We start from the raw sequence: 18,778 nt of genomic DNA, 5'->3' as shown, positions 1-18,778 counted from the left end.
TCAGGAGTCGAACCCGAGCCCCATCCGGTCGAGCGAGCGCAGCCACAGGTTGCGCCGGCCCTCCCGGTGGTCCGCGCGGTCCAGCGACCAGCGGGTCAGGTCGATGCCGATCCGCGCCACCGGGTCGGGCGGGAACGGCACGGGCAGCCGCCGCACCATCTCGAGCGACGTCCGCTCGGTCTCGTCGCCGTCGAGCAGGTCGAGCACCACGTCGGCGGCGAAGCGGGTCGCTCCGACGCCGAGCCCCGTGAAGCCGGCCGCGTGGGCGACCCGTCCGCCGTACGCCTGGCCGAAGAAGGCGCTGAAGCGGGTGCTCGTGTCGATCGCCCCGGCCCAGCGGTGCGCGATGCGCACGCCCTCGAGCTGGGGGAACGTCGTCAGCAGGTGCGAGACCAGCGCCTCGTGCGAGGCCGGCCGGTGCTCGTGCTCGGGCCGCAGCCGCTTGCCGCGGTAGATCGCGTCGAAGCCGCCGAACAGCAGCCGGTCGTCGGCGCTGAGCCGGTAGTAGTGGAACTGGTTGCCGGAGTCGGCGAGGCCCTGCCGCGCCGCCCACCCCAGCGAGGCCCGCTGCTCGGCGCTCAGCGGCTCGGTCATCACCACGTAGTCCCACACCGGCACGGTGAAGGCGCGGAAGCGGCGCACGAGCGCGGGGAACGCGTTCGTCCCGAGCGCGACCCGGTCGGCGAGCAGGCGCCCGGAGGCGGTCGCGACGGCCACCGGGCCCCCGCCGCGCGTGGCCGACAGGCCGGTCACCGGGGAACCCTCGTAGATCTCGACGCCCAGCTCGGTCGCCACCCGGGCCAGCTCGTGGACCATCTTCGCCGGGTGCAGCAGCGCGCAGTCGGGCGAGAACAGCCCGGCGAGGTACGTCGGGCTGGCCACCTCCGCGCGCACCGCCGCCTCGTCGAGGAACGTCCCGCCCCCGGCGTCGGCCGCTTCGCGCAGCCAGGCCACCTGGTGGGGCTCGACGGCGACGGCGAGCTCGCCGGTCAGCTCCAGGTCGACGTCCATGCCGTGCTCGGCCACGGTCGCGACGATGCCGTCGAGGTTCTCGCGCCCGAGCCGCGCGAGGTCGTCGTACTCGTCGGGCCAGCGGTTGCGACCGTTCTCCTCGCCGTGGGTGATCGAGGCGTCGCAGAAGCCGCCGTTGCGGCCCGAGGCCGCCCAGCCGAGCCGCTCACCCTCGAGCAGCACCACGTGCCGGCCGGGGTCGCGCTGCTTCGCGCGCACCGCGGTCCACAGACCGGTGTAGCCACCGCCGACGACGGCGAGGTCGGCGCGGGCCTCCCCGCGCAGCGAGGGGTACGACGCCCCGACGGCGTCCTCGGTCCAGAAGCACCCGTCGACGGCGTCGGACAGGGCGACGTCGACGACCGACGCGGCCGGTCGACGCCGCTCGAAGACGGTCGGGGCGCCGCGGCGCTCAGCCCGCGGCATGGGCGTCGCCGACCGCGAGCGCCTCGTCGAGGATCCGCAGCCCCTCCCGGGCCTCGTCGTCGGTGAGCGTGCAGGGCGGCACGACGTGGACCCGGTTGAAGTTCGCGAAGGGCAGCAGACCGCCCTTCTTGCACGCGGCGATCACCTCGTTCATCGCGGGGCTGCTGGCCCCGTAGGGCGCCAGCGGCTCCTTGGTCGCCCGGTCGCTCACCAGCTCGAGGGCCCAGAAGACACCGGTGCCGCGGACGTCACCGACGCAGGGGTGACGCTCGGCCATCGCACGCAGCTCGGGACCGATGACGTCCTGCCCGAGGCGGGCGGCGTTCTCGACGATGCCCTCCTCCCGCATGGTCGTGATGGTCGCGACCGCGGCGGCACAGGCCAGCGGGTGGCCGGAGTAGGTCAGCCCGCCGGGGTAGACGCGGTGCGCGAAGGTCTCGTAGATCGCCTCCGAGACGATCACGCCGCCCAGCGGGACGTAGCCGGAGGTGACGCCCTTGGCGAAGGTGACCAGGTCGGGCACCACGTCGTGCTGGTCGAGCGCGAGCCACGAGCCGGCCCGGCCGAAGCCGGCCATCACCTCGTCGAGCACGAGCACGATGCCGTGGTCGTCGCAGATCTCGCGGACCCCGCGCAGGTAGCCCGGCGGCGGGATCATGATGCCGGCGGTGCCCGGGATCGACTCCAGGACGATCGCGGCGACGGTGCCGGGCCCCTCGAGCTCGACGGTGCGGCGCAGGTGGCGCAGCGCGCGCTCGCACTCCTCGGCCTCGGTGGTGGCGTCGAACTCCGAGCGGTAGAGGAACGGCCCGAAGAACTTCGCGGTGCCGGCGGAGCCGTAGTCGCTGGGGAACCGTCGCGGGTCGCCGGTCAGGTTGACCGCGGTGTTGGTGCCGCCGTGGTAGCTGCGGTAGCGGCTGAGCACCTTGATGCGCCCGGTGTGCAGCCGCGCCATGCGGACGGCGTGCTCGATCGCCTCCGCGCCGCCGTTGGTGAAGAACACGTGCTCGAGGCCGGGCGGGGCGATCTCGGCGACCAGCCGGGCCGCCTCCGAGCGGGCGTCGTTGACGTGCTGCGGCGCGACCGTGCACAGGTTGCCCGCCTGCTCCTGGATCGCCGCCACGACCTTGGGGTGCTGGTGGCCGATGTTGGTGAAGACCAGCTGGGAGGAGAAGTCGAGGAACGACCGGCCCTGCTCGTCGTACACCCGCGCGCCCTCGGCGCGGTCGATCACCATCGGGTCGAGGGTCGCCTGGGCCGACCACGAGTGGAAGACGTGGGCGCGGTCGAGGTCGTAGGCGCGGCTCATGGGTTTCCTCCGGTGCTGCGGTGGTCCAGCTGGTCGACGGTGGTCGAGCTCGTCGAGGGTGATCGAGCTCGTCGAGATCTACGTGTTCTGCGGGAAGGTGAGCTCGAGCCCGCCCTGGGGCTTGACGGCGGGGTCGTTCCAGCGCGAGGTGACGACCTTGCCGCGGGTGAAGAAGTGCACGCCCTCGGTGCCGTGGGCGTGGCTGTCGCCGAACAGCGAGCTCTTCCAGCCGCCGAAGGAGTAGTAGGCCATCGGCACCGGGATCGGGACGTTGATGCCGATCATGCCGACCTCCACGTCCACCTCGAACTTGCGCGCCGCTCCCCCGCTGGAGGTGAACAGCGCGACGCCGTTGCCGTAGCGGTTGGCGTTGACCAGGGCGACGGCCTCGTCGTAGGTCTCGACCCGGACGACCGAGAGCACCGGTCCGAAGATCTCGTCGGTGTAGACGCTCATCTCGGGGGTGACGTGGTCGAGCAGCGTCGGGCCGAGCCAGAACCCGTCGGCGGCGCCGTCGGCGTCGACCTCGCGGCCGTCGACGACGACCTTGGCGCCGGCTGACTCTCCTGCGTCGACGTACGCCGCCACCTTGTCGCGGTGCGGCCGGGTGACGAGGGGTCCCATGTCGGCGCCGCGGGTGCCGTCGCCGGTGACGAGCCCGCGGGCGCGGTCGGCGATCTTCGCGACGAGGTCGTCGGCGACCGGTCCGACCGCGACCAGCACCGAGATGGCCATGCAGCGCTCGCCGGCGGAGCCGAAGCCGGCGTTGACGGCCTGGTCGGCGGCGAGGTCGAGGTCGGCGTCGGGCAGCACCACCATGTGGTTCTTGGCGCCGCCGAGGGCCTGCACGCGCTTGCCGGCAGCGCTGCCACGCTCGTAGACGTACTGCGCGATCGGGGTCGAGCCGACGAAGCTGATCGCCTTGACCGACGCGTGGTCCAGCAGCGCGTCGACGGCCTCCTTGTCTCCCTGCAGCACGTTGAAGACGCCGTCGGGCAGGCCCGCCTCGCGCCACAGCTCGGCCATCCACAGCGACGCCGACGGGTCCTTCTCGCTGGGCTTGAGCACGACGGTGTTGCCCGCCGCGATGGCGAGCGGGAAGAACCACATCGGCACCATGGCCGGGAAGTTGAACGGGCTGATGACGCCGACCACGCCGAGGGGCTGCCGCTTGGAGTGGACGTCGACGCCGGTGGAGACCTGCTCGCTGTAGCCGCCCTTGAGCAGGTGCGGGATGCCGCAGGCGAACTCCACGACCTCCTGGCCGCGGGCCACCTCGCCGGCGGCGTCGGAGAGCACCTTGCCGTGCTCGGCGGTGATGATCGCGGCGAGGTCCGCGGCGCGCTCGTTGAGCAGCTCGCGGAAGCGGAAGACGACCTGGGTGCGGGCGGCGACCGAGGTGGCCGCCCAGCCGGGGGCGGCGGCCGCGGCGGAGGCGATGACGGCCTCGGCGTCGGCGGCCGAGGCCAGCGCGACGCGGCCGGTCACCTCCCCGGTGGCGGGGTTGGTGACCTCGGCGGTGCGGTCGGAGGAGCCGGGGAAGGAGGCGTTGTCGAGCCAGTGGGCGACGGGGGCGGTCATGGAGCCAGCCTGCCGTGGATCCGTCAGAGTTTCCAGTCCCCGACGATGGATTTCGCAGGCTGACCGCTCATCCGCCACGGATAACGACACCTCCCGGGCGCATCGGCCCGGCCGACCGACCACCCCCACGTCACGCGGGGTCCCCACATGTAACGCGGGGTCCCCACATGTAACGCGGGGTTATGGACGCCCAGCAAGGCTCACAACCCGTGGCAGGCGTCCACAACCCTGGGTCGGAGGTCCGCAGCCGCCCTCGTCGTACGACGTGCAGCGGCGCGGCCGCGTGCCGCAACCGAGCCCGACGGCCGGACCCGGATCCCGGTTCTCGGACGTCCTCAGGGGACGAAGGCGAGGAACAGGAAGGCGGCGAAGACGCTGAGGTGGACCGTGCCTTGCAGCACCGTCACCCGTCCCAGCAGCACGGTGGCGCCGGAGATGAACACCGCCAGCGTCAGCAGCACGATCTGCGGCGCGCCGAGGCCGAGCTCGAGCGGCACGTCGAGGAACAGCGACGCGACTGCGATGGTCGGGATGGTCAGCCCGATGCTGGCCATGCCCGATCCGACGGCGAGGTTCATGCTCGTCTGCAGCCGGTTCGCCGCCGCGGCGCGCATCGCCGCCACCGTCTCAGGCGCGAGCACCAGGACCGCGATGAGGACACCGACGGTCGAGGCCGGAGCGCCGAGGCTGCTGACGACGTCCTTGAGGTTGGGCGAGAGCGTCTTGGAGAGCCCGACCACGGCGACCAGGCAGGCGATGAGCAGCAGCAGGCTGTTGCGCGCGGTCGTCGTCGAGGGCTCCGGGTGGGCCGCGGCGGCCTCCGCATCGCCCTCCGCCTCGTCGGGCAGGAAGTAGTCGCGGTGACGGGAGGTCTGCACCAGCACGAACACCCCGTAGATCGTGAGCGCGATCGCCGACATCACCAGGAGCTGCGCCGTGGTGTACGTCGCCCCGTTCGTGCTGGTGGTGAACGCCGGCAGCACGAGGGTCAGCGTGACCAGGACCGTGATGCCGGAGATCGCACCGGAAGCGCCGTCGGCCTTGAAGTCCTGGGCGTGGTGCTTGATGGTGCCGGCGAGGAGGCAGGCCCCGATGACGCCGGTGAGGATGATCATCACCGCGGCGAACGCGGTGTCGCGCGCCAGCGTGGCTGCCTCGTCGGGGGTGGTGAGCATCAGGGTGAGGATCAGCGCCACCTCGATCACGGTGACCGCCACGGCCAGGATCAGCGTGCCGAAGGGCTCCCCCACCTTGGCCGCGACCATCTCGGCGTGGTGGACCGCGGTCATCACGGCTCCGGCCAGCACCAGGCCCACGAGGGCGGCGGCGATCACCGGCAGCTCGCGGTTCCAGGTCGCAGCGAGCACGACCAGTCCCAGGACGGGCGCGGCGACGGACCAGGCGGGGTTCTTCGGGGGCGCGGCCATGCCCCCAGGTTAGAAGAGTGGTCCAGTCAGGCTGGTCGGGTTCCACCTCGGCCGCCGTGGTGAGCGGGGCTTCGGCGAGTCCGTAGCATCGGGGGGTGAATGACGGCCCCCTCATCGTCCAGTCGGACAAGACGCTCCTGCTCGAGGTCGGCCACGAGTCCGCCGTCGACTGCCGCAAGGCGATCGCTCCCTTCGCGGAGCTCGAGCGCTCCCCCGAGCACGTGCACACCTACCGCCTCACGCCGCTCGGTCTGTGGAACGCCCGGGCCGCCGGGCACGACGCGGAGCAGGTCATCGACACGCTGCTGACCTACAGCCGGTACGCCGTGCCCCACGCCCTGCTGATCGACATCGCCGAGACAATGGACCGCTACGGCCGGCTCCGACTCGAGAAGCACCCGGTCCACGGGTTGGTGCTGGCCTCGGTCGACAAGGCCGTCTTCGAGGAGGTCGTGCGGGCCAAGAAGGTCGCCGGCATGATCGGCGAGCGGCTCGACGACCTGACCGTCGCAGTGCACCCCTCGGAGCGGGGCAACCTCAAGCAGGTGCTGCTCAAGCTGGGGTGGCCGGCGGAGGACCACGCCGGGTACGTCGACGGCGAGGCCCACCCGATCGAGCTCGACGAGCGCGAGTGGAGCCTGCGCGCCTACCAGCGCGAGGCCGTCGACTCCTTCTGGCACGGCGGCTCGGGTGTCGTGGTGCTGCCGTGCGGAGCGGGCAAGACGCTCGTGGGCGCTGCGGCGATGGCCGAGGCGAAGGCGACGACCCTGATTCTTGTCACCAACACAGTTTCGGCCCGGCAGTGGCGTGACGAGCTGGTGAAGCGGACGTCACTGACCGAGGACGAGATCGGCGAGTACTCCGGGGCCAAGAAGGAGGTCAAGCCGGTCACCATCGCGACGTACCAGGTGCTGACCACCCGCCGGAAGGGCGCCTACACCCACCTCGAGCTGCTCGACGCCAAGGACTGGGGCCTCATCGTCTACGACGAGGTCCACCTGCTGCCCGCGCCGATCTTCCGGATGACCGCCGACCTGCAGGCGCGGCGCCGGATCGGTCTGACCGCGACGCTGGTGCGCGAGGACGGTCGCGAGGGCGACGTCTTCTCCCTGATCGGGCCCAAGCGCTACGACGCGCCCTGGAAGGACATCGAGTCGCAGGGCTGGATCGCGCCGGCCGAGTGCACCGAGGTGCGCGTGACGCTGCCGCAGGGCGAGCGGCTCGTCTACGCGACCGCCGAGCCGGAGGAGCGCTACCGGCTCGCCTCGTGCACCGCCGAGAAGACCCGGCTCGTGAAGCGGCTGGTGGCCAAGCACGGCGACGAGCCGACGCTGGTGATCGGGCAGTACCTCGACCAGCTCGACGAGCTCGGCGAGGCGCTCGGCGCACCGGTCATCAAGGGCGACACCACCGTCAAGGAGCGCGAGCGGCTGTTCAACGCCTTCCGCAGCGGCGAGGAGCGGCTGCTGGTCGTCTCCAAGGTCGCCAACTTCTCCGTCGACCTGCCCTCGGCCACCGTGGCCATCCAGGTCTCCGGCTCCTTCGGCTCGCGCCAGGAGGAGGCGCAACGTCTCGGGAGGCTGCTGCGCCCGAAGCCCGACGGCCACGCGGCGCACTTCTACACGATCGTCACCCGCGACACCGTCGACGCCGACTTCGCCCAGCACCGGCAGCGGTTCCTCGCCGAGCAGGGCTACGCCTACGCCATCACCGACGCCGCCGACGTCTGAGACCCCACCACCCCACCCCACCAACCCACCCCAACCCCGCACGAAATCGTGCACAAGTTCGTTCATGTGACGCGTGAGGCGGTCCCTCGTCACTTGAGCGAACTTGTGCGCGAAACTGCGCCCCTCAGGGGTCGAGGCGCTCGTGGAAGAACGCCAGGACGCGGTCGACGCCCTCCTGCTGGCGGTGCTCGGTGACGGTGGAGTGCTTGCGGCCGGGGAACTCGACACGGATGAAGGCCTCCCCCAGCTCGCGGGTGAGGGTGTCGAAGCGCGTTCCCACCGCGACGTCGCCGGTGAAGCGCAGGCCCATCACGGCGCAGCCGCCGGCCGCGCGTTCCTTCACGGTGGCCAGGTCGGCCGGCGAGAGGTTGAGGTCGGCGGCACGCGCCTTGCCGACGGGGAACGGCACCGACGGCTGGCACAGCACCGGCGCGACGACGGAGGTGTCGACCATCATCGCCAGCGCGAAGCCACCGGTGAAGCACATGCCGAGCGCGCCGACGCCGGGTCCGCCGAGCTCCTCGTGCAGCTCGCGGGCGAGGCTGCGCAGCCAACCCGCCACCGGCGTCGTCTCGCCGGTGGCCAGCGTGGTGAACTCCCTGCTGATGCAGACCTGCGTCATCGACCGGGCGAGCTGCGGCGGGGTGTACGGCGTGGGCGGCTCGCTGCCGAACAGCCGCGGCATCACCACAGTGAAGCCGGCGGCGACGACCTCGTCGGCGAACTTGATGACGTTCTCGGTGACGCCCGGGATCTCGTGGACGACGACGACGCCGGGGCCGGACCCCTTGCGGTAGGTCGGGTGGGTGGTGCCGTCGAACGCGTGCTCGCCGAGCGTCCAGGAGTCGAGGAGGGCCATGGTCGCGAGCGTAGCCAGGCCGCGTGGGTCGCGCGGGCTCCTAGGCGAGTACGTCGACCGTGACCGTGACCTCGTCGCCGGCCTCGACGTCCTCGGCCTTCAGGACCGCCCGCTTGACCGGCAGCACGTAGACCCCCTTCGTCTTGTCGGGGAAGAGGCTGGTGCGCCAGGTCGTGGCGCCCAGCGTCACCTCGACCCGGACCGAGCCGAAGCCGCGCGGAGGCAGCGGCAGCGAGTCGCGGATCTCCTCCGACAGGTCCGCCGGGGCGTCGACGAAGGTCCAGGAGTCGGTGCGCGCCTGCCACAGGTAGAGCTCGCCGGTGAAGGACGCCGACAGCGCGGGCTCGCTCACCAGTCGTCCCCCGACCGGGCCCGGCACGCGAGCTCGCTGTCGGGGCCGACGTCGGCGAACGGTCCGTGGGGCCACACCAGCAGCGACTCGTCCTCGTCAGGGGTGCGCAGCAGCTGCGGTCGCCGGTGCGGGGCGGCCGAGGTGTCGACGTACGTCCGGCCCGGCCAGGGGCGCCAGCCGCGGGCGAGGTAGAACGGCAGGCCCTCGTCGCTGGTGGACAGCGCCAGCGCGGCGAGGTCTCCGCCGGCCAGGGCCTCGATCGGGGCCATCACGGTGCCCCCGAGCCCGCGCCGGTGGTGGGAGCGCCGGACACCGACGCCCTCGACGTACCCGACGGCGAGCGGGACGCCGTCGAGCAGCATCACGCGCTCGACCACGGCGGCGTACGCGACGAGTCGGCCGTCCTCACGGGTCAGCACGTGGCGCCCGCCCTGGCAGTGCTGCCAGTCGTCCTCGCTGAGCGGGTCGTCGGCGAACGCGTCGTCCAGCAGCGCCCGCACCTCCACCAGCTCGGCGCGCCCCAGCTCCTCCTGCCGCCGCACCACCGTCACCCGCTCCACAGGCACATCCTCCCTGCCGGTTTCACCAGGTACCTAGTGAAACTGGCGCTTCCCGAGCGAAACATCGCTCGGGAAGCGCCAGTTTCGTCAGGGGAGCGTGCCGTGCCGGACTGGCACGCCGGCTCGAGGACCCAGCACGTCCCCTGCTCCCGATCCGACTGCAGCGAGGACGTCGTACGTCGAGACGCCGCGCTTCCCGAGCGAAACCGGCGCTTCCCTGACGAAACATCACTCGGGAAGCGCCGGAACCACTAGGTACCTAGTGAAACCGACAGCACCGAAACCCGGTTGCGGGGCGGTGGGAGAATCATCGGATGCCCACAGACGAGCTGGCGTCCGAGCGCGCCCACCTGACCTCGTCGCGCGAGCACCTCGCCCGGATGCGGGCCCGAGCTGCGTCCATGGACTCCTCGGCCGCCGCCGACTGGGTCAGCCGGATGCTGCTCGACTCCGCCCAGGGTCGCCGGCTGAAGGCGCTCGAGGACGACCCGACCGTGCCGCTGTTCTTCGGCCGCCTCGACTACGCCGACGGCCACCCCGAGGCCGGACGCCCGTTCTACATCGGCCGCCGCCACGTCAGCGACGAGTCCGGCGACCCGATGGTGGTCGACTGGCGCGCGCCGATCAGCCTGCCGTTCTACCGCGCCAGCACCCGCGACGCGCTCGGGGTCGCCACCCGACGGCGCTTCGGCTTCCAGCACGGTCGCGTCACGGCGTTCGAGGACGAGCGCCTGAGCGGCGGTGACGCGGTCACCGAGTCCGACGAGCACTGGTCGCGGATCCTCGAGGAGGAGATCGAGCGCCCCCGGGTCGGTCCGATGCGCGACATCGTCGCCACCATCCAGCCCGAGCAGGACGTCATCGTCCGCGCCGACCTGTCGGAGTCGATCTGCGTGCAGGGCGCGCCGGGCACCGGCAAGACCGCCGTCGGGCTGCACCGGGCGGCGTACCTCCTCTACGCCTACCGCGAGCAGCTCCGCCGCCAGGGCGTCCTCGTCGTCGGCCCCAACGAGAGCTTCCTGCGCTACATCGGCGACGTCCTTCCCGCCCTGGGCGAGATCGAGGCGCAGCAGACCACGATCGAGCAGCTCGCCGGCGCGACGCTGTCCGGCGTCCGGGCCACCTACACGATCCGCGGCGAGGACCCCGCCGACGTCGCCACCCTCAAGGGCGACGCCCGGCTGGCCGAGGTCGTCCGTCGAGCCGTGTGGAGCCACCTCACCGCACCGGCCGAGGGTCTCGTCGTACCCCGCGGCGCGCGCCGGTGGCGCGTCCCGACCTACCGCGTCGAGGAGATCGTGGCCGAGCTGCGCGGCCGCGGCGTCCGGTACGGCGCCGCCCGCGCCATGCTGCCCCAACGCCTGGCCCACGCGATCCTGCTCGCAATGGAGGAGGCGGGCGACAGCCCCGACGACCGCGTCCAGGACGCGGTGGCGCGCAGCCAGCCCGTCAAGAAGTACGCCGCCGCCGTGTGGCCCGCCGTCGACCCCGCCAAGCTCGTGCACCGACTGTTGTCGGATGCACAATTTCTCGCCTCCTGCGCCGACGGGCTCCTCGACGAGGACGAGCAGCGCCGACTCCTCTGGACGAAGCCGGCACGGGCCGCCGGCTCGGTCCGTTGGTCGCTCGCCGACGCCGTACTGGTCGACGAGGCCGCGGACGTGGTGGAGCGCACCGCCTCGCTCGGCCACGTCGTCACCGACGAGGCGCAGGACCTCTCGCCGATGATGCTGCGCGCGGTCGGTCGCCGCGCCACCACCGGCTCGGTCACCGTGCTCGGGGACCTCGCGCAGGCGACGACGCCGTGGGCCACCCGCTCGTGGCTGGAGTCGCTGCGCCACCTCGGCAAGGACGCCGCCCACGTCGAGGAGCTGACCAAGGGCTTCCGCGTCCCCGGCGAGGTCATCGAGTACGCCGCTCGCCTGCTCCCGCACATCGCCCCCGGACTGCGACCGCCCACCTCGGTCCGCCGGGCCCGGGGCGAGCTGGACCTGCAGGAGGTCGCGGACCCGGTCGCCGCGGTCGGTGACGCCGTGGCCAGCGCCCTGACCCGCCCGGGCTCGGTCGGGGTGATCACGCCCGACGCGCTGGTGCGCGACGTCGCGGAGGCGCTGCGCGTGCACGGGACTCCCCACACCGTCCTCGGCGCGGCCCCCGCGACCGAGCCCGTGCCCGCCACCCCCGCCGACACCACCGCCGCCCCTGCCCCCACCATCCCTGCCCCCACCGCCCCTACCGAGCCCCCGACCGCTCCCCGCACCGAGGTGGTGCCGGCCACCCTGGCCAAGGGTCTGGAGTTCGACCACGTGGTGCTGGTGGAGCCTGCGACGATCGTCTCCGCTGAGCCCGACCGGGTCACCGGCCTGCGACGGCTCTACGTCTGCCTCACCCGTGCGGTGACCTCCCTGGTCGTGCTGCACGCCGAGCCGCTCCCCGAGGAGGTCGCCGCGTGACCGAGCTGGACCCGTTCGAGGTCAACGAGGCCGTGATCATCGTCAAGCTCGACCTGACGCTGCAGGGTCTCGAGGACCCGGGCTACGCCGCGACCGTCGACCGGCTGGCCGAGGAGCACGGGCCCGACCTGCTGCGGCTCGGCGACCCGACCGCCGTCCGGGTCGAGCTGGCGCGGCTGGTGCAGGAGAAGGTCCACGCCTCGGCGCCGCTGTGGCCCACCTGCCCGATGTGCGCGACGCACCCGCACGCGCTGCACCCGCAGGCCCGGCTGGGCATCCCCCACTGGATGTGCGCCACCGCCGGCATCTCCGCCGGCGCCTTCAACCAGCTGCCCCGGGTCAGGCCGCCGAAGGAGCGGAAGCCGAAGCGCGGCTGGTTCCGGTGAGCGACGACGTCGACGTGACGCTCGCGGCCGCCCGTGCGGTGGTGCTCGCCGACCTGACCGCGACCGGTGCCGCGGAGCCCGCGACCGTCTCGGTCCTCGAGGACGTGGTCGCCTCACGGCGGGAGTGGGTCACCCACTGGCCGGACGGCGCGGTCTTCGCCGCCGGGCTCGTGGCGCAGGACGTGCAGGACACGCTGCTCGAGACGCACGGCCGCTGGCCGCTCTGCCCGCTGTGCGAGGACGCCACCCACGCGGTGTTCATCTCCCCCGACCTCGGTGGACCGGACCCCACCTGGGTGTGCGAGGAGAGCGGCCGCGAGGTCGCGCCCCTGGGCTCCCTCGGCTCGCCCCCGCCGTCCTGACCCCGGGGAGATGGGGACGGCTGGTCCGCGTCGGGTCGGCCGACGCGGACCAGCCGCGCTCAGGGGTGGGGCACAGGGGCGTCAGCGACGTCCCAGCAACCACTTGAGGACGACCAGCACCGCGATCCCGATGCCGATCTGCTTGCCGTAGCTCTTCAGCAGGATCGGGAGCACCGTCGCCCCGAGGTCCAGCGCGTCGTCGTTCGAGGCCGCCGGAGCCGCCGGCGAGGCAGCCCGGGCCGTCCCGTTGGAGCCGACGGACGTCAGCCGGGGCGCGGTGCCGGCGGCGGGAGCGGGGTCGTTCGCCCCCGGGGCCGTCGACCCGGCGGCGGACGCCACCGACGCCGACGACTCGGACGCCGCGGACGGCACCGCCTCGGGCGACGCCCCGTTCTCGGCGGGCGCCGACTCCGACACCTCCGGGACCGACGACGCCGAGGACTCCGAGGACTCCGAGGTCTCCGGCTGCGCCCCCACCTTCGACTGCAGGCAGACCACGAACTGCTCGAGCAGCTTGTCGGAGACGTCCTGCATGACCCCGCGGCCGAACTGCGCCGGCTTGCCGGTGATCTGCATGTCGGTGTGGACATCGACCCGCGTGGACGTCGGGCCCTCCTCGTGGAACGTCGCGGTCACCTTGGCCCCGGCGGTGCCGTTGCCCCGCTTGTCGCGGCCCTTGGCGTCGAAGACCAGCTTCCCGGCCTCCGCGTCCCGCTCGATGAACGACCCCTGCCCGGAGTACTGCAGCGCGATCGGGCCGAGCTTCACCTTGCAGGTGCCGGTGAACTCGTCGCCCTCGAACGAGGTGACCTTGGCGCCCGGGAAGCACTCGGCGACCGAGGAGATGTCCTCGAACGCCGCCCAGGCGGTCGCCTTGTCCGCCGGGACGGTGAAGGTGTGGTTCAGGTCCACCCGCTCACGCTCCCGCGGCGGCGAGCACGGCCCGGCGGGTGAGCACCGGCAGGATCGAGCGCCGGTAGTCGGCGTCGCCGTTGAGGTCGCTGGGCGGGTTGGTGCCCTCGGCCACCGACGCCACCGCCGCACGTACGGCGTCCTCGGTCGCGTCGGCGCCCACGAGCGCCTCCTCGACCGCGCTCGCCCGCAACGGCCGGTCACCCATGTTGGTCAGGCCGACCCGCGCCTCGCTGATCTTCCCGCCCTCGGCCTTCACCGCGGCGGCGACCGCGACGATGGACCACTGGTGGGAGACCCGCACGAACTTCTCGTAGTGCGAGCCCCAGCCGGTGTGCTTGGGGATGCGGATCTCGGTGAGCAGCTCACCCTCGGCGACCGCGGTCTCGAAGAGCCCGGTGAAGAAGTCGCTCGCCGCCACCTCGCGGGTGCCGCCGGAGCCGGCGATCACCAGGGTCGCCCCCAGCGCGAGCACCGGAGCGCCCAGGTCGCCGGCGGGGTCGGCGTGCGACAGCGCGCCGCCCAGCGTCCCGCGGTGGCGGATCTGCGGGTCGGCCACGGTCGCGGTGGCCTTGGACAGCAGGCCGAGGTGCTCCGCGATCGACGCGTCGTCGAGGATCTGCTGGTAGGTCGCCATCGACCCGATGACGATCTGGTCGCCGTCCTCGCGGATGGAGCGCAGCGCCTCGATCTTGCCGAGGTCCACGAGCAGCTCGGGAGCGTTGAGCCGCATCCGGAGCACCGGGATGAGGCTCTGCCCGCCGGCGATCACCTTGGCGTCGTCGCCGGCCTCGGCCAGCAGCTGCAGCGCCTCCTCGACGGAGGAGGGTGCCTTGTAGTCGAACTCTGCGGGGATCACTGGACGTCTCCTTCGGACGAGCCCACGCTGGGATCCTGGTTGGGGGTGTCGGTGTCGAAGTGCGGCGCCTGCGCGGCCGGGGCCGCGTCCACCGCACCGCCGCCACCGGCGGTCTGGATCGCGCGGAAGACCCGCTCCGGCGTGCAGGGCATCCGGATGTCGTTGACACCCATCGGCCGCAGCGCGTCGACGATCGCGTTGACGACGGCCGGCGTCGAGGCGATGCAGCCCGCCTCACCGACGCCCTTCGTCCCGAGCGTGTTCGAGGTCGCCTTCGACACCGTGTGCGCGGTCTCGAAGGAGATCGTGTCGGCCGAGGTCGGCAGTGTGTAGTCGACGAAGGAGCCCGTCACGAGCGTGCCGGCGTCGTCGTACACCGCCTCCTCCCACAGCGCCTGCGCGATGCCCTGCACCAGGCCGCCGTGGACCTGGCCGGAGACGATCAGCGGGTTGACGATGGTGCCGATGTCGTCGACGCAGACGTACTTGCGCATCGTCGAGGCGCCGGTCTCGGTGTCGATCTCCATCGCGCACAGGTGGGTGCCGTGCGGGAACGAGAAGTTCACCGGGTCGAAGGTCGAGGTGGCGTCCAGGTTCGGCTCGACGCCGTCCGGCAGGTTGTGGCCGGTGAAGGTCGCCATCGCGACCTCCTGGACGGTCACGCCCTCGTCGGTGCCACGGACCGAGAAGCGACCGTCGGCGAACTCCAGGTCGTCCTCGGCCGCCTCGAGCAGGTGGGCCGCGATCGGCTTCGCCTTCTCGATGATGCGGTCCGCGGCGCGGACCACGGCCTCGCCGCCCACGACGAGCGAGCGCGAGCCGTAGCTGTCGAGCCCGCGCGGCGAGCTCTGGGTGTCGCCGTGGAGGATCTCGATGTCCTCGAACGGCACGCCCAGACGGTCGGCCACGATCTGGCTCCACGCCGTCTCGTGCCCCTGGCCGTGCGGCGAGGTGCCGGTGACGACCTCGACGGTGCCGGTCGGCAGCATCCGCACCTCGGCGTGCTCCCAGCCACCAGCGGCGTAGTTGAGCTGGCCCAGCACCCGGGACGGGGCCAACCCGCACATCTCGGTGAACGTCGAGATGCCGAGACCGAGCTGGATCGGGTCGTTGGACTCGCGGCGGCGCTTCTGCTCGGCGCGCAGCTCGTCGTAGCCGAACATCTCCTTGGCCTTCTCGGTGGCGGCCTCGTAGTTGCCGGAGTCGTACTCCATGCCGGCCACCGAGGTGAACGGGAACTCGTCGTGCTTGATCCAGTTCATCTCGCGGACCTCGAGCGGGTCGACGCCCACCTCCGCGGCGAGCTCGTCCATGAGCCGCTCGATGGCGTACGTCGCCTCCGGCCGGCCGGCGCCGCGGTAGGCGTCGACGTAGGTCTTGTTCGTCAGCACCGTGGTGCAGTTGAACTGGTAGGAGTCGAACTTGTAGATGGCGTTGAACATCCAGGCGCCGAGCACCGGGACACCGCCGCCGACCAGCGCGACGTACGCCCCGAGGTCGGCGATGAGGTCGACCTTGAGACCGGTGACCCGGCCCTCCTTGGTCGCGGCCAGCGTGAGCTTCTGGATCTGGTCGCGGCCGTGGTGGCCGGAGACCAGCGACTCCGAGCGGGTCTCGGTCCACTTGCAGGGCTTGCCGGTCTTGCGGGCGGCCAGGAACGTGATCCACTCCTCCGCCGCACAGGCCAGCTTGCCGCCGAAGCCACCGCCCACGTCGGGGGCGATGACGCGGATCTTCGACTCCGGCACACCGGTGGTCGCGGCCAGCGCGAAGCGCAGGATGTGCGGCACCTGGGTGGCGGAGTACATCGTGATCTGCTCGCCGGTCGGGTCCACCACGCAGGAGCGGGGCTCCATGAAGGCGGGGATGAGCCGCTGCTGGCGGTACTCCCGCTCGATGAGGATGCCCCCGTTGCGGGCGGTCTCGATGGCCTCGTTCACGTCGCCGCCCGAGCCCTGCCCGGCGGAGTCGAGCTGCCAGAAGGCGCTCGTGTTGGTGCCGAGGTCGGGGTGGGCGAGCACCTCGTCGCGGGCGGCGGCGGCCAGGTCGACGGCGGCCGGCAGCTCGTCGTAGTCGACCTCGACCAGCTCGGCGGCGTCCCGGGCAGCGGCGGCGCTGCGCGCGGCCACGACGGCCACGATCTCGCCGGCGAACGCGACCCGGTCGACGGCGATGGGGGCGTGGTTGGGCGTCTTCTGCTCGTCGTTGAGCGGCCACGCGGTGATGAGCGTGCCCTGTTCCTCGGCCACCTCGGCGCCGGTGAAGACGGCGACCACGTTGGGGGCGTTCCGGGCCTCGGTGGCCTCGATGTTGGTGATCTTCGCGTGGGCGAAGGGGCTGCGCACCATGGCCAGGTGCAGGGTGCCGGTGGGGGTGATGTTGTCGGTCCAGCGGGTGCGGCCGGTGATGAGGCGCTGGTCCTCCTTGCGCCGGCGGGCCAGGCCGATCTCGGCCTTGCGGGACTCGTTGGCGGTGGTGGTCACTGGGCGCTCTCCTCGAACTTCGGGACGTCGTCGGTCGCGACGCCGGCGGCGTGCTGCACGGCCCGCACGATGTTGTGGTAGCCGGTGCAGCGGCAGAGGTTGCCCTCCAGCCCGTGGCGGATGGCCTCCTCGCTGGGCTGCGGGTTCTCGTTCAGCAGGTCGATCGACTGCATGATCATCCCGGGGGTGCAGTAGCCGCACTGGAGGCCGTGACACTCACGGAACGCCTCCTGCACCGGGTGGAGCTTGTCGCCCTCGGCCAGGCCCTCGATCGTGGTCACCTCGGCCCCGTCGGCCTGCACGGCCAGCATGTTGCAGGACTTCACGCTGCGGCCGTCGAGGTGCACGGTGCAGGCGCCGCAGTTGCTGGTGTCGCAGCCGATCACGGTGCCGGTCTTGCCGAGGCGCTCGCGGAGCAGCTGGACGAGGAGCATGCGGGGCTCGACGTCCTCGCTGACCCGCCCCCCGTCGACGGTGAGTTCGATCTTGGCCATGTGGGCGCCTCCCGGGGATAGCGGATGTCTACCGAGCGCTCCGAACCTAGGTGGCCGAGGTTGGCGGAAGGTTGGCTGATCGTGACGCCGGTCACGTCGGGGCTGCCGGTTTCCCACGGTATGCAGGAAAACGTGCACTCCCCACGCTCCGGACGCCATGGGGAGTGCCAGGTTGCCTGCATACCGTGGGAAACCGCGGGGCAGCTGGCGACCGGATGTCAGGTGCGGGCGGCGGCGAGCCGGGCCTTGAGCAGCGGCCGGCTCGGGTGCGGGCGGGTGCCGAGCGTGGCGAGGCAGACCTCGACGACCTCGGTGTCGTACGGCGACCGCTCGGTGTAGCGCAGGACCGCGTCGGGCTCGGGGTTGGCCATGAGGGCCTCGCGCAGGGCCACCGCGACGTAGTCGCCCAGCTCGCACAGGGCCGGGCTGTTCGACCCCGGCAGGAGGTCGCCGCCGTACGCCTCGACCGCGGCGCGGACGTCGCCGCGGCGGACCCGGCGCAGCACCGTGTCCACGTCGGTCGTGACCGGGACGGTGAGGCGGTAGGGCCGCGAGGCCAGCTGCCCGCCGAGGGCGCTGCGCAGGTGGGACACCTCGGCCTTGAGGGTCGAGAGCGTGACGGCCTGGTCGCCGTACAGCAGGGCGTGCAGCTGCTCGGTCGACAGGCCCTCGGGGTGCAGGGCCAGCAGCGCGAGGATCTCGGTCTGCCGGCGGTTGAGCAGCAGCCGGCGCCCGTCGAGCCAGGTCTCGGTGGTGCCGAGGAGGGTGAGCGACAGCCCGGGCTGCGCGATGGCGGCGTGCTCCGGGCCGGGCCGCCAGTCGCTGGCCGGGATGGCGCCCTCGATCATCCGGGCCATCATGCGCGCCGTGGCGAGGCCGATCGGGTGGGTGCGGTCCCAGGTGGTGGAGAGGTCGATGACGCCGAGCTGCTGACCGGTGACGGGGTCGTGGACGGGCGCGGCCCAGCACACCCAGTTGTGCACGATCGGCGCGTAGTGCTCGGCGCTGAAGACCATCGACGGGGAGCCGTCGCGCATGGCCAGCGCCAACGCGTTGGTGCCGACGCTGGACTCGTCCCAGCGGGCGCCGGCCACGAAGTTCACGGTCTCGGCCTTGCGCCGCATGACGCGCCCGCCGTAGGTCCACAGGATCCGCGTGTCGGCGTCGGTCAGGGCCAGGACCAGGTCGCCGTCCTCCGCCGTGCGCCGCAGCTCGTCCTCGACCCGCTCGACGGCCACCTGCAGCGGGGAGCCGCGGAAGTAGGCCTGGGTGTCGGACTCGTCGTCCATCGGGGCCTCGGTGAGGTCCGTGCCGACCGCTGCACCGCTGCGGCTCCAGCTGTGGAGGATCTCGGGCCGGACCGCGGTCTCGCCGGTCTCGCCCTGCTCGACGAAGCGGCTCCAGGCGCGTGCGGCATCGAGCCGCCGGGCGCGCAGGTCGCCGTGGACGTCGCTCATGCCTCCCTCTCGTGGCCCCAGGGCCCGGTCGGGTCGTGCCGGTGTGATCGCGGTCACGCTATCCGATGCCCCCAACTGAGGGCAGCCCCTTCCCGTCCGCGGGCCGCCGCCCGCCCG

General features: G+C 72.4%; 16 protein-coding genes. 4 read left to right on the top strand and 12 right to left on the bottom strand.

All coding sequences use genetic code 11. The annotated features are described in order from the left end of the window. The 4 genes from G7072_RS01695 to G7072_RS01680 form a co-directional block, all read right to left on the bottom strand. Window positions 1–1,437, bottom strand: coding sequence for an FAD-dependent oxidoreductase (locus G7072_RS01695; protein WP_166083926.1), 1,437 nt, complete (start codon window positions 1,435–1,437; stop codon window positions 1–3). Further along, entirely contained in the window at window positions 1,424–2,746 is a 1,323-nt protein-coding gene (locus G7072_RS01690) for an aspartate aminotransferase family protein (RefSeq protein WP_166083925.1), read from the bottom strand. The genes G7072_RS01695 and G7072_RS01690 overlap by 14 nt, the downstream gene beginning before the upstream one ends. Window positions 2,747–2,824: 78 nt before the next feature. Then, window positions 2,825–4,327: a CoA-acylating methylmalonate-semialdehyde dehydrogenase gene (locus tag G7072_RS01685; RefSeq protein WP_166083924.1), complete on the bottom strand. Its 1,503-nt coding sequence runs from the start codon at window positions 4,325–4,327 to the stop codon at window positions 2,825–2,827. 335 nt (window positions 4,328–4,662) lie between these two features. After that, window positions 4,663–5,754: an ionic transporter y4hA gene (locus G7072_RS01680; protein ID WP_166083923.1), complete on the bottom strand. Its 1,092-nt coding sequence runs from the start codon at window positions 5,752–5,754 to the stop codon at window positions 4,663–4,665. A gap of 95 nt (window positions 5,755–5,849) precedes the next feature. Here G7072_RS01680 and G7072_RS01675 point away from each other — a divergent pair, with 95 nt between their 5' ends. Continuing rightward, window positions 5,850–7,484 (top strand): DNA repair helicase XPB, encoded by a 1,635-nt coding sequence (locus G7072_RS01675; protein ID WP_166083922.1) that lies wholly within the window; start codon window positions 5,850–5,852, stop codon window positions 7,482–7,484. 124 nt (window positions 7,485–7,608) lie between these two features. On the opposite strand, the gene G7072_RS01670 is transcribed toward G7072_RS01675, so the two are convergent. The 3 genes from G7072_RS01670 to G7072_RS01660 are packed head-to-tail and all read right to left on the bottom strand — an operon-like array spanning window position 7,609 to window position 9,255. Then, window positions 7,609–8,343 carry a dienelactone hydrolase family protein gene (locus G7072_RS01670; protein WP_166083921.1) on the bottom strand — a complete coding sequence of 245 codons (735 nt, stop codon included), beginning with the start codon at window positions 8,341–8,343 and terminating at the stop codon, window positions 7,609–7,611. Window positions 8,344–8,383: 40 nt separating this feature from the next. Further along, window positions 8,384–8,695 carry a DUF1905 domain-containing protein gene (locus tag G7072_RS01665; protein ID WP_240917090.1) on the bottom strand — a complete coding sequence of 104 codons (312 nt, stop codon included), beginning with the start codon at window positions 8,693–8,695 and terminating at the stop codon, window positions 8,384–8,386. Beyond that, entirely contained in the window at window positions 8,692–9,255 is a 564-nt protein-coding gene (locus G7072_RS01660; protein ID WP_166083920.1) for a GNAT family N-acetyltransferase, read from the bottom strand. The genes G7072_RS01665 and G7072_RS01660 overlap by 4 nt, the downstream gene beginning before the upstream one ends. A 314-nt stretch (window positions 9,256–9,569) precedes the next feature. Here G7072_RS01660 and G7072_RS01655 point away from each other — a divergent pair, with 314 nt between their 5' ends. From G7072_RS01655 to G7072_RS01645, 3 genes are read left to right on the top strand one after another with little or no spacing between them, the layout of a single operon-like run. Further along, window positions 9,570–11,708 carry an AAA family ATPase gene (locus G7072_RS01655; protein ID WP_166083919.1) on the top strand — a complete coding sequence of 713 codons (2,139 nt, stop codon included), beginning with the start codon at window positions 9,570–9,572 and terminating at the stop codon, window positions 11,706–11,708. Further along, window positions 11,705–12,094: a hypothetical protein gene (locus tag G7072_RS01650; protein ID WP_166083917.1), complete on the top strand. Its 390-nt coding sequence runs from the start codon at window positions 11,705–11,707 to the stop codon at window positions 12,092–12,094. The genes G7072_RS01655 and G7072_RS01650 overlap by 4 nt, the downstream gene beginning before the upstream one ends. After that, a complete protein-coding gene (locus G7072_RS01645) occupies window positions 12,091–12,456 on the top strand; it encodes a hypothetical protein (protein ID WP_206063242.1) in 366 nt (121 codons plus the stop codon). Before G7072_RS01650 ends, G7072_RS01645 begins: the two co-directional genes overlap by 4 nt. Before the next feature lie 81 nt (window positions 12,457–12,537). On the opposite strand, the gene G7072_RS01640 is transcribed toward G7072_RS01645, so the two are convergent. From G7072_RS01640 to G7072_RS01620, 5 genes are all read right to left on the bottom strand, one after another. Next, window positions 12,538–13,368 carry an SRPBCC family protein gene (locus G7072_RS01640; RefSeq protein ID WP_166083916.1) on the bottom strand — a complete coding sequence of 277 codons (831 nt, stop codon included), beginning with the start codon at window positions 13,366–13,368 and terminating at the stop codon, window positions 12,538–12,540. 4 nt (window positions 13,369–13,372) lie between these two features. Further along, window positions 13,373–14,227 carry a xanthine dehydrogenase family protein subunit M gene (locus G7072_RS01635; protein ID WP_166083915.1) on the bottom strand — a complete coding sequence of 285 codons (855 nt, stop codon included), beginning with the start codon at window positions 14,225–14,227 and terminating at the stop codon, window positions 13,373–13,375. Beyond that, on the bottom strand, window positions 14,224–16,710 hold the full coding sequence (locus G7072_RS01630; RefSeq protein WP_166083914.1) for a xanthine dehydrogenase family protein molybdopterin-binding subunit: 2,487 nt from the start codon (window positions 16,708–16,710) through the stop codon (window positions 14,224–14,226). Before G7072_RS01630 ends, G7072_RS01635 begins: the two co-directional genes overlap by 4 nt. Next, window positions 16,707–17,204: a (2Fe-2S)-binding protein gene (locus G7072_RS01625; protein WP_166083913.1), complete on the bottom strand. Its 498-nt coding sequence runs from the start codon at window positions 17,202–17,204 to the stop codon at window positions 16,707–16,709. Before G7072_RS01625 ends, G7072_RS01630 begins: the two co-directional genes overlap by 4 nt. Before the next feature lie 218 nt (window positions 17,205–17,422). Next, window positions 17,423–18,661 carry a transcriptional regulator gene (locus G7072_RS01620; protein ID WP_166083912.1) on the bottom strand — a complete coding sequence of 413 codons (1,239 nt, stop codon included), beginning with the start codon at window positions 18,659–18,661 and terminating at the stop codon, window positions 17,423–17,425. Window positions 18,662–18,778: the final 117 nt, after the last annotated feature.

Source organism: Nocardioides sp. HDW12B, assembly GCF_011299595.1.
GTDB lineage: Bacteria > Actinomycetota > Actinomycetes > Propionibacteriales > Nocardioidaceae > Marmoricola_A.
Note: the sequence above shows the minus strand (reverse complement) of the source record. Positions and strands in the feature narration are given on the sequence as shown.

Coding starts and splice junctions, on each gene's coding strand:
- G7072_RS01695 (WP_166083926.1), bottom strand. CDS start 1,437: ATGCCGCGGGCTGAGCGCCGCGGCGCCCCGACCGTCTTCGAGCGGCGT.
- G7072_RS01670 (WP_166083921.1), bottom strand. CDS start 8,343: ATGGCCCTCCTCGACTCCTGGACGCTCGGCGAGCACGCGTTCGACGGC.
- G7072_RS01620 (WP_166083912.1), bottom strand. CDS start 18,661: ATGAGCGACGTCCACGGCGACCTGCGCGCCCGGCGGCTCGATGCCGCA.
- G7072_RS01680 (WP_166083923.1), bottom strand. CDS start 5,754: ATGGCCGCGCCCCCGAAGAACCCCGCCTGGTCCGTCGCCGCGCCCGTC.
- G7072_RS01690 (WP_166083925.1), bottom strand. CDS start 2,746: ATGAGCCGCGCCTACGACCTCGACCGCGCCCACGTCTTCCACTCGTGG.
- G7072_RS01685 (WP_166083924.1), bottom strand. CDS start 4,327: ATGACCGCCCCCGTCGCCCACTGGCTCGACAACGCCTCCTTCCCCGGC.
- G7072_RS01625 (WP_166083913.1), bottom strand. CDS start 17,204: ATGGCCAAGATCGAACTCACCGTCGACGGGGGGCGGGTCAGCGAGGAC.
- G7072_RS01655 (WP_166083919.1), top strand. CDS start 9,570: ATGCCCACAGACGAGCTGGCGTCCGAGCGCGCCCACCTGACCTCGTCG.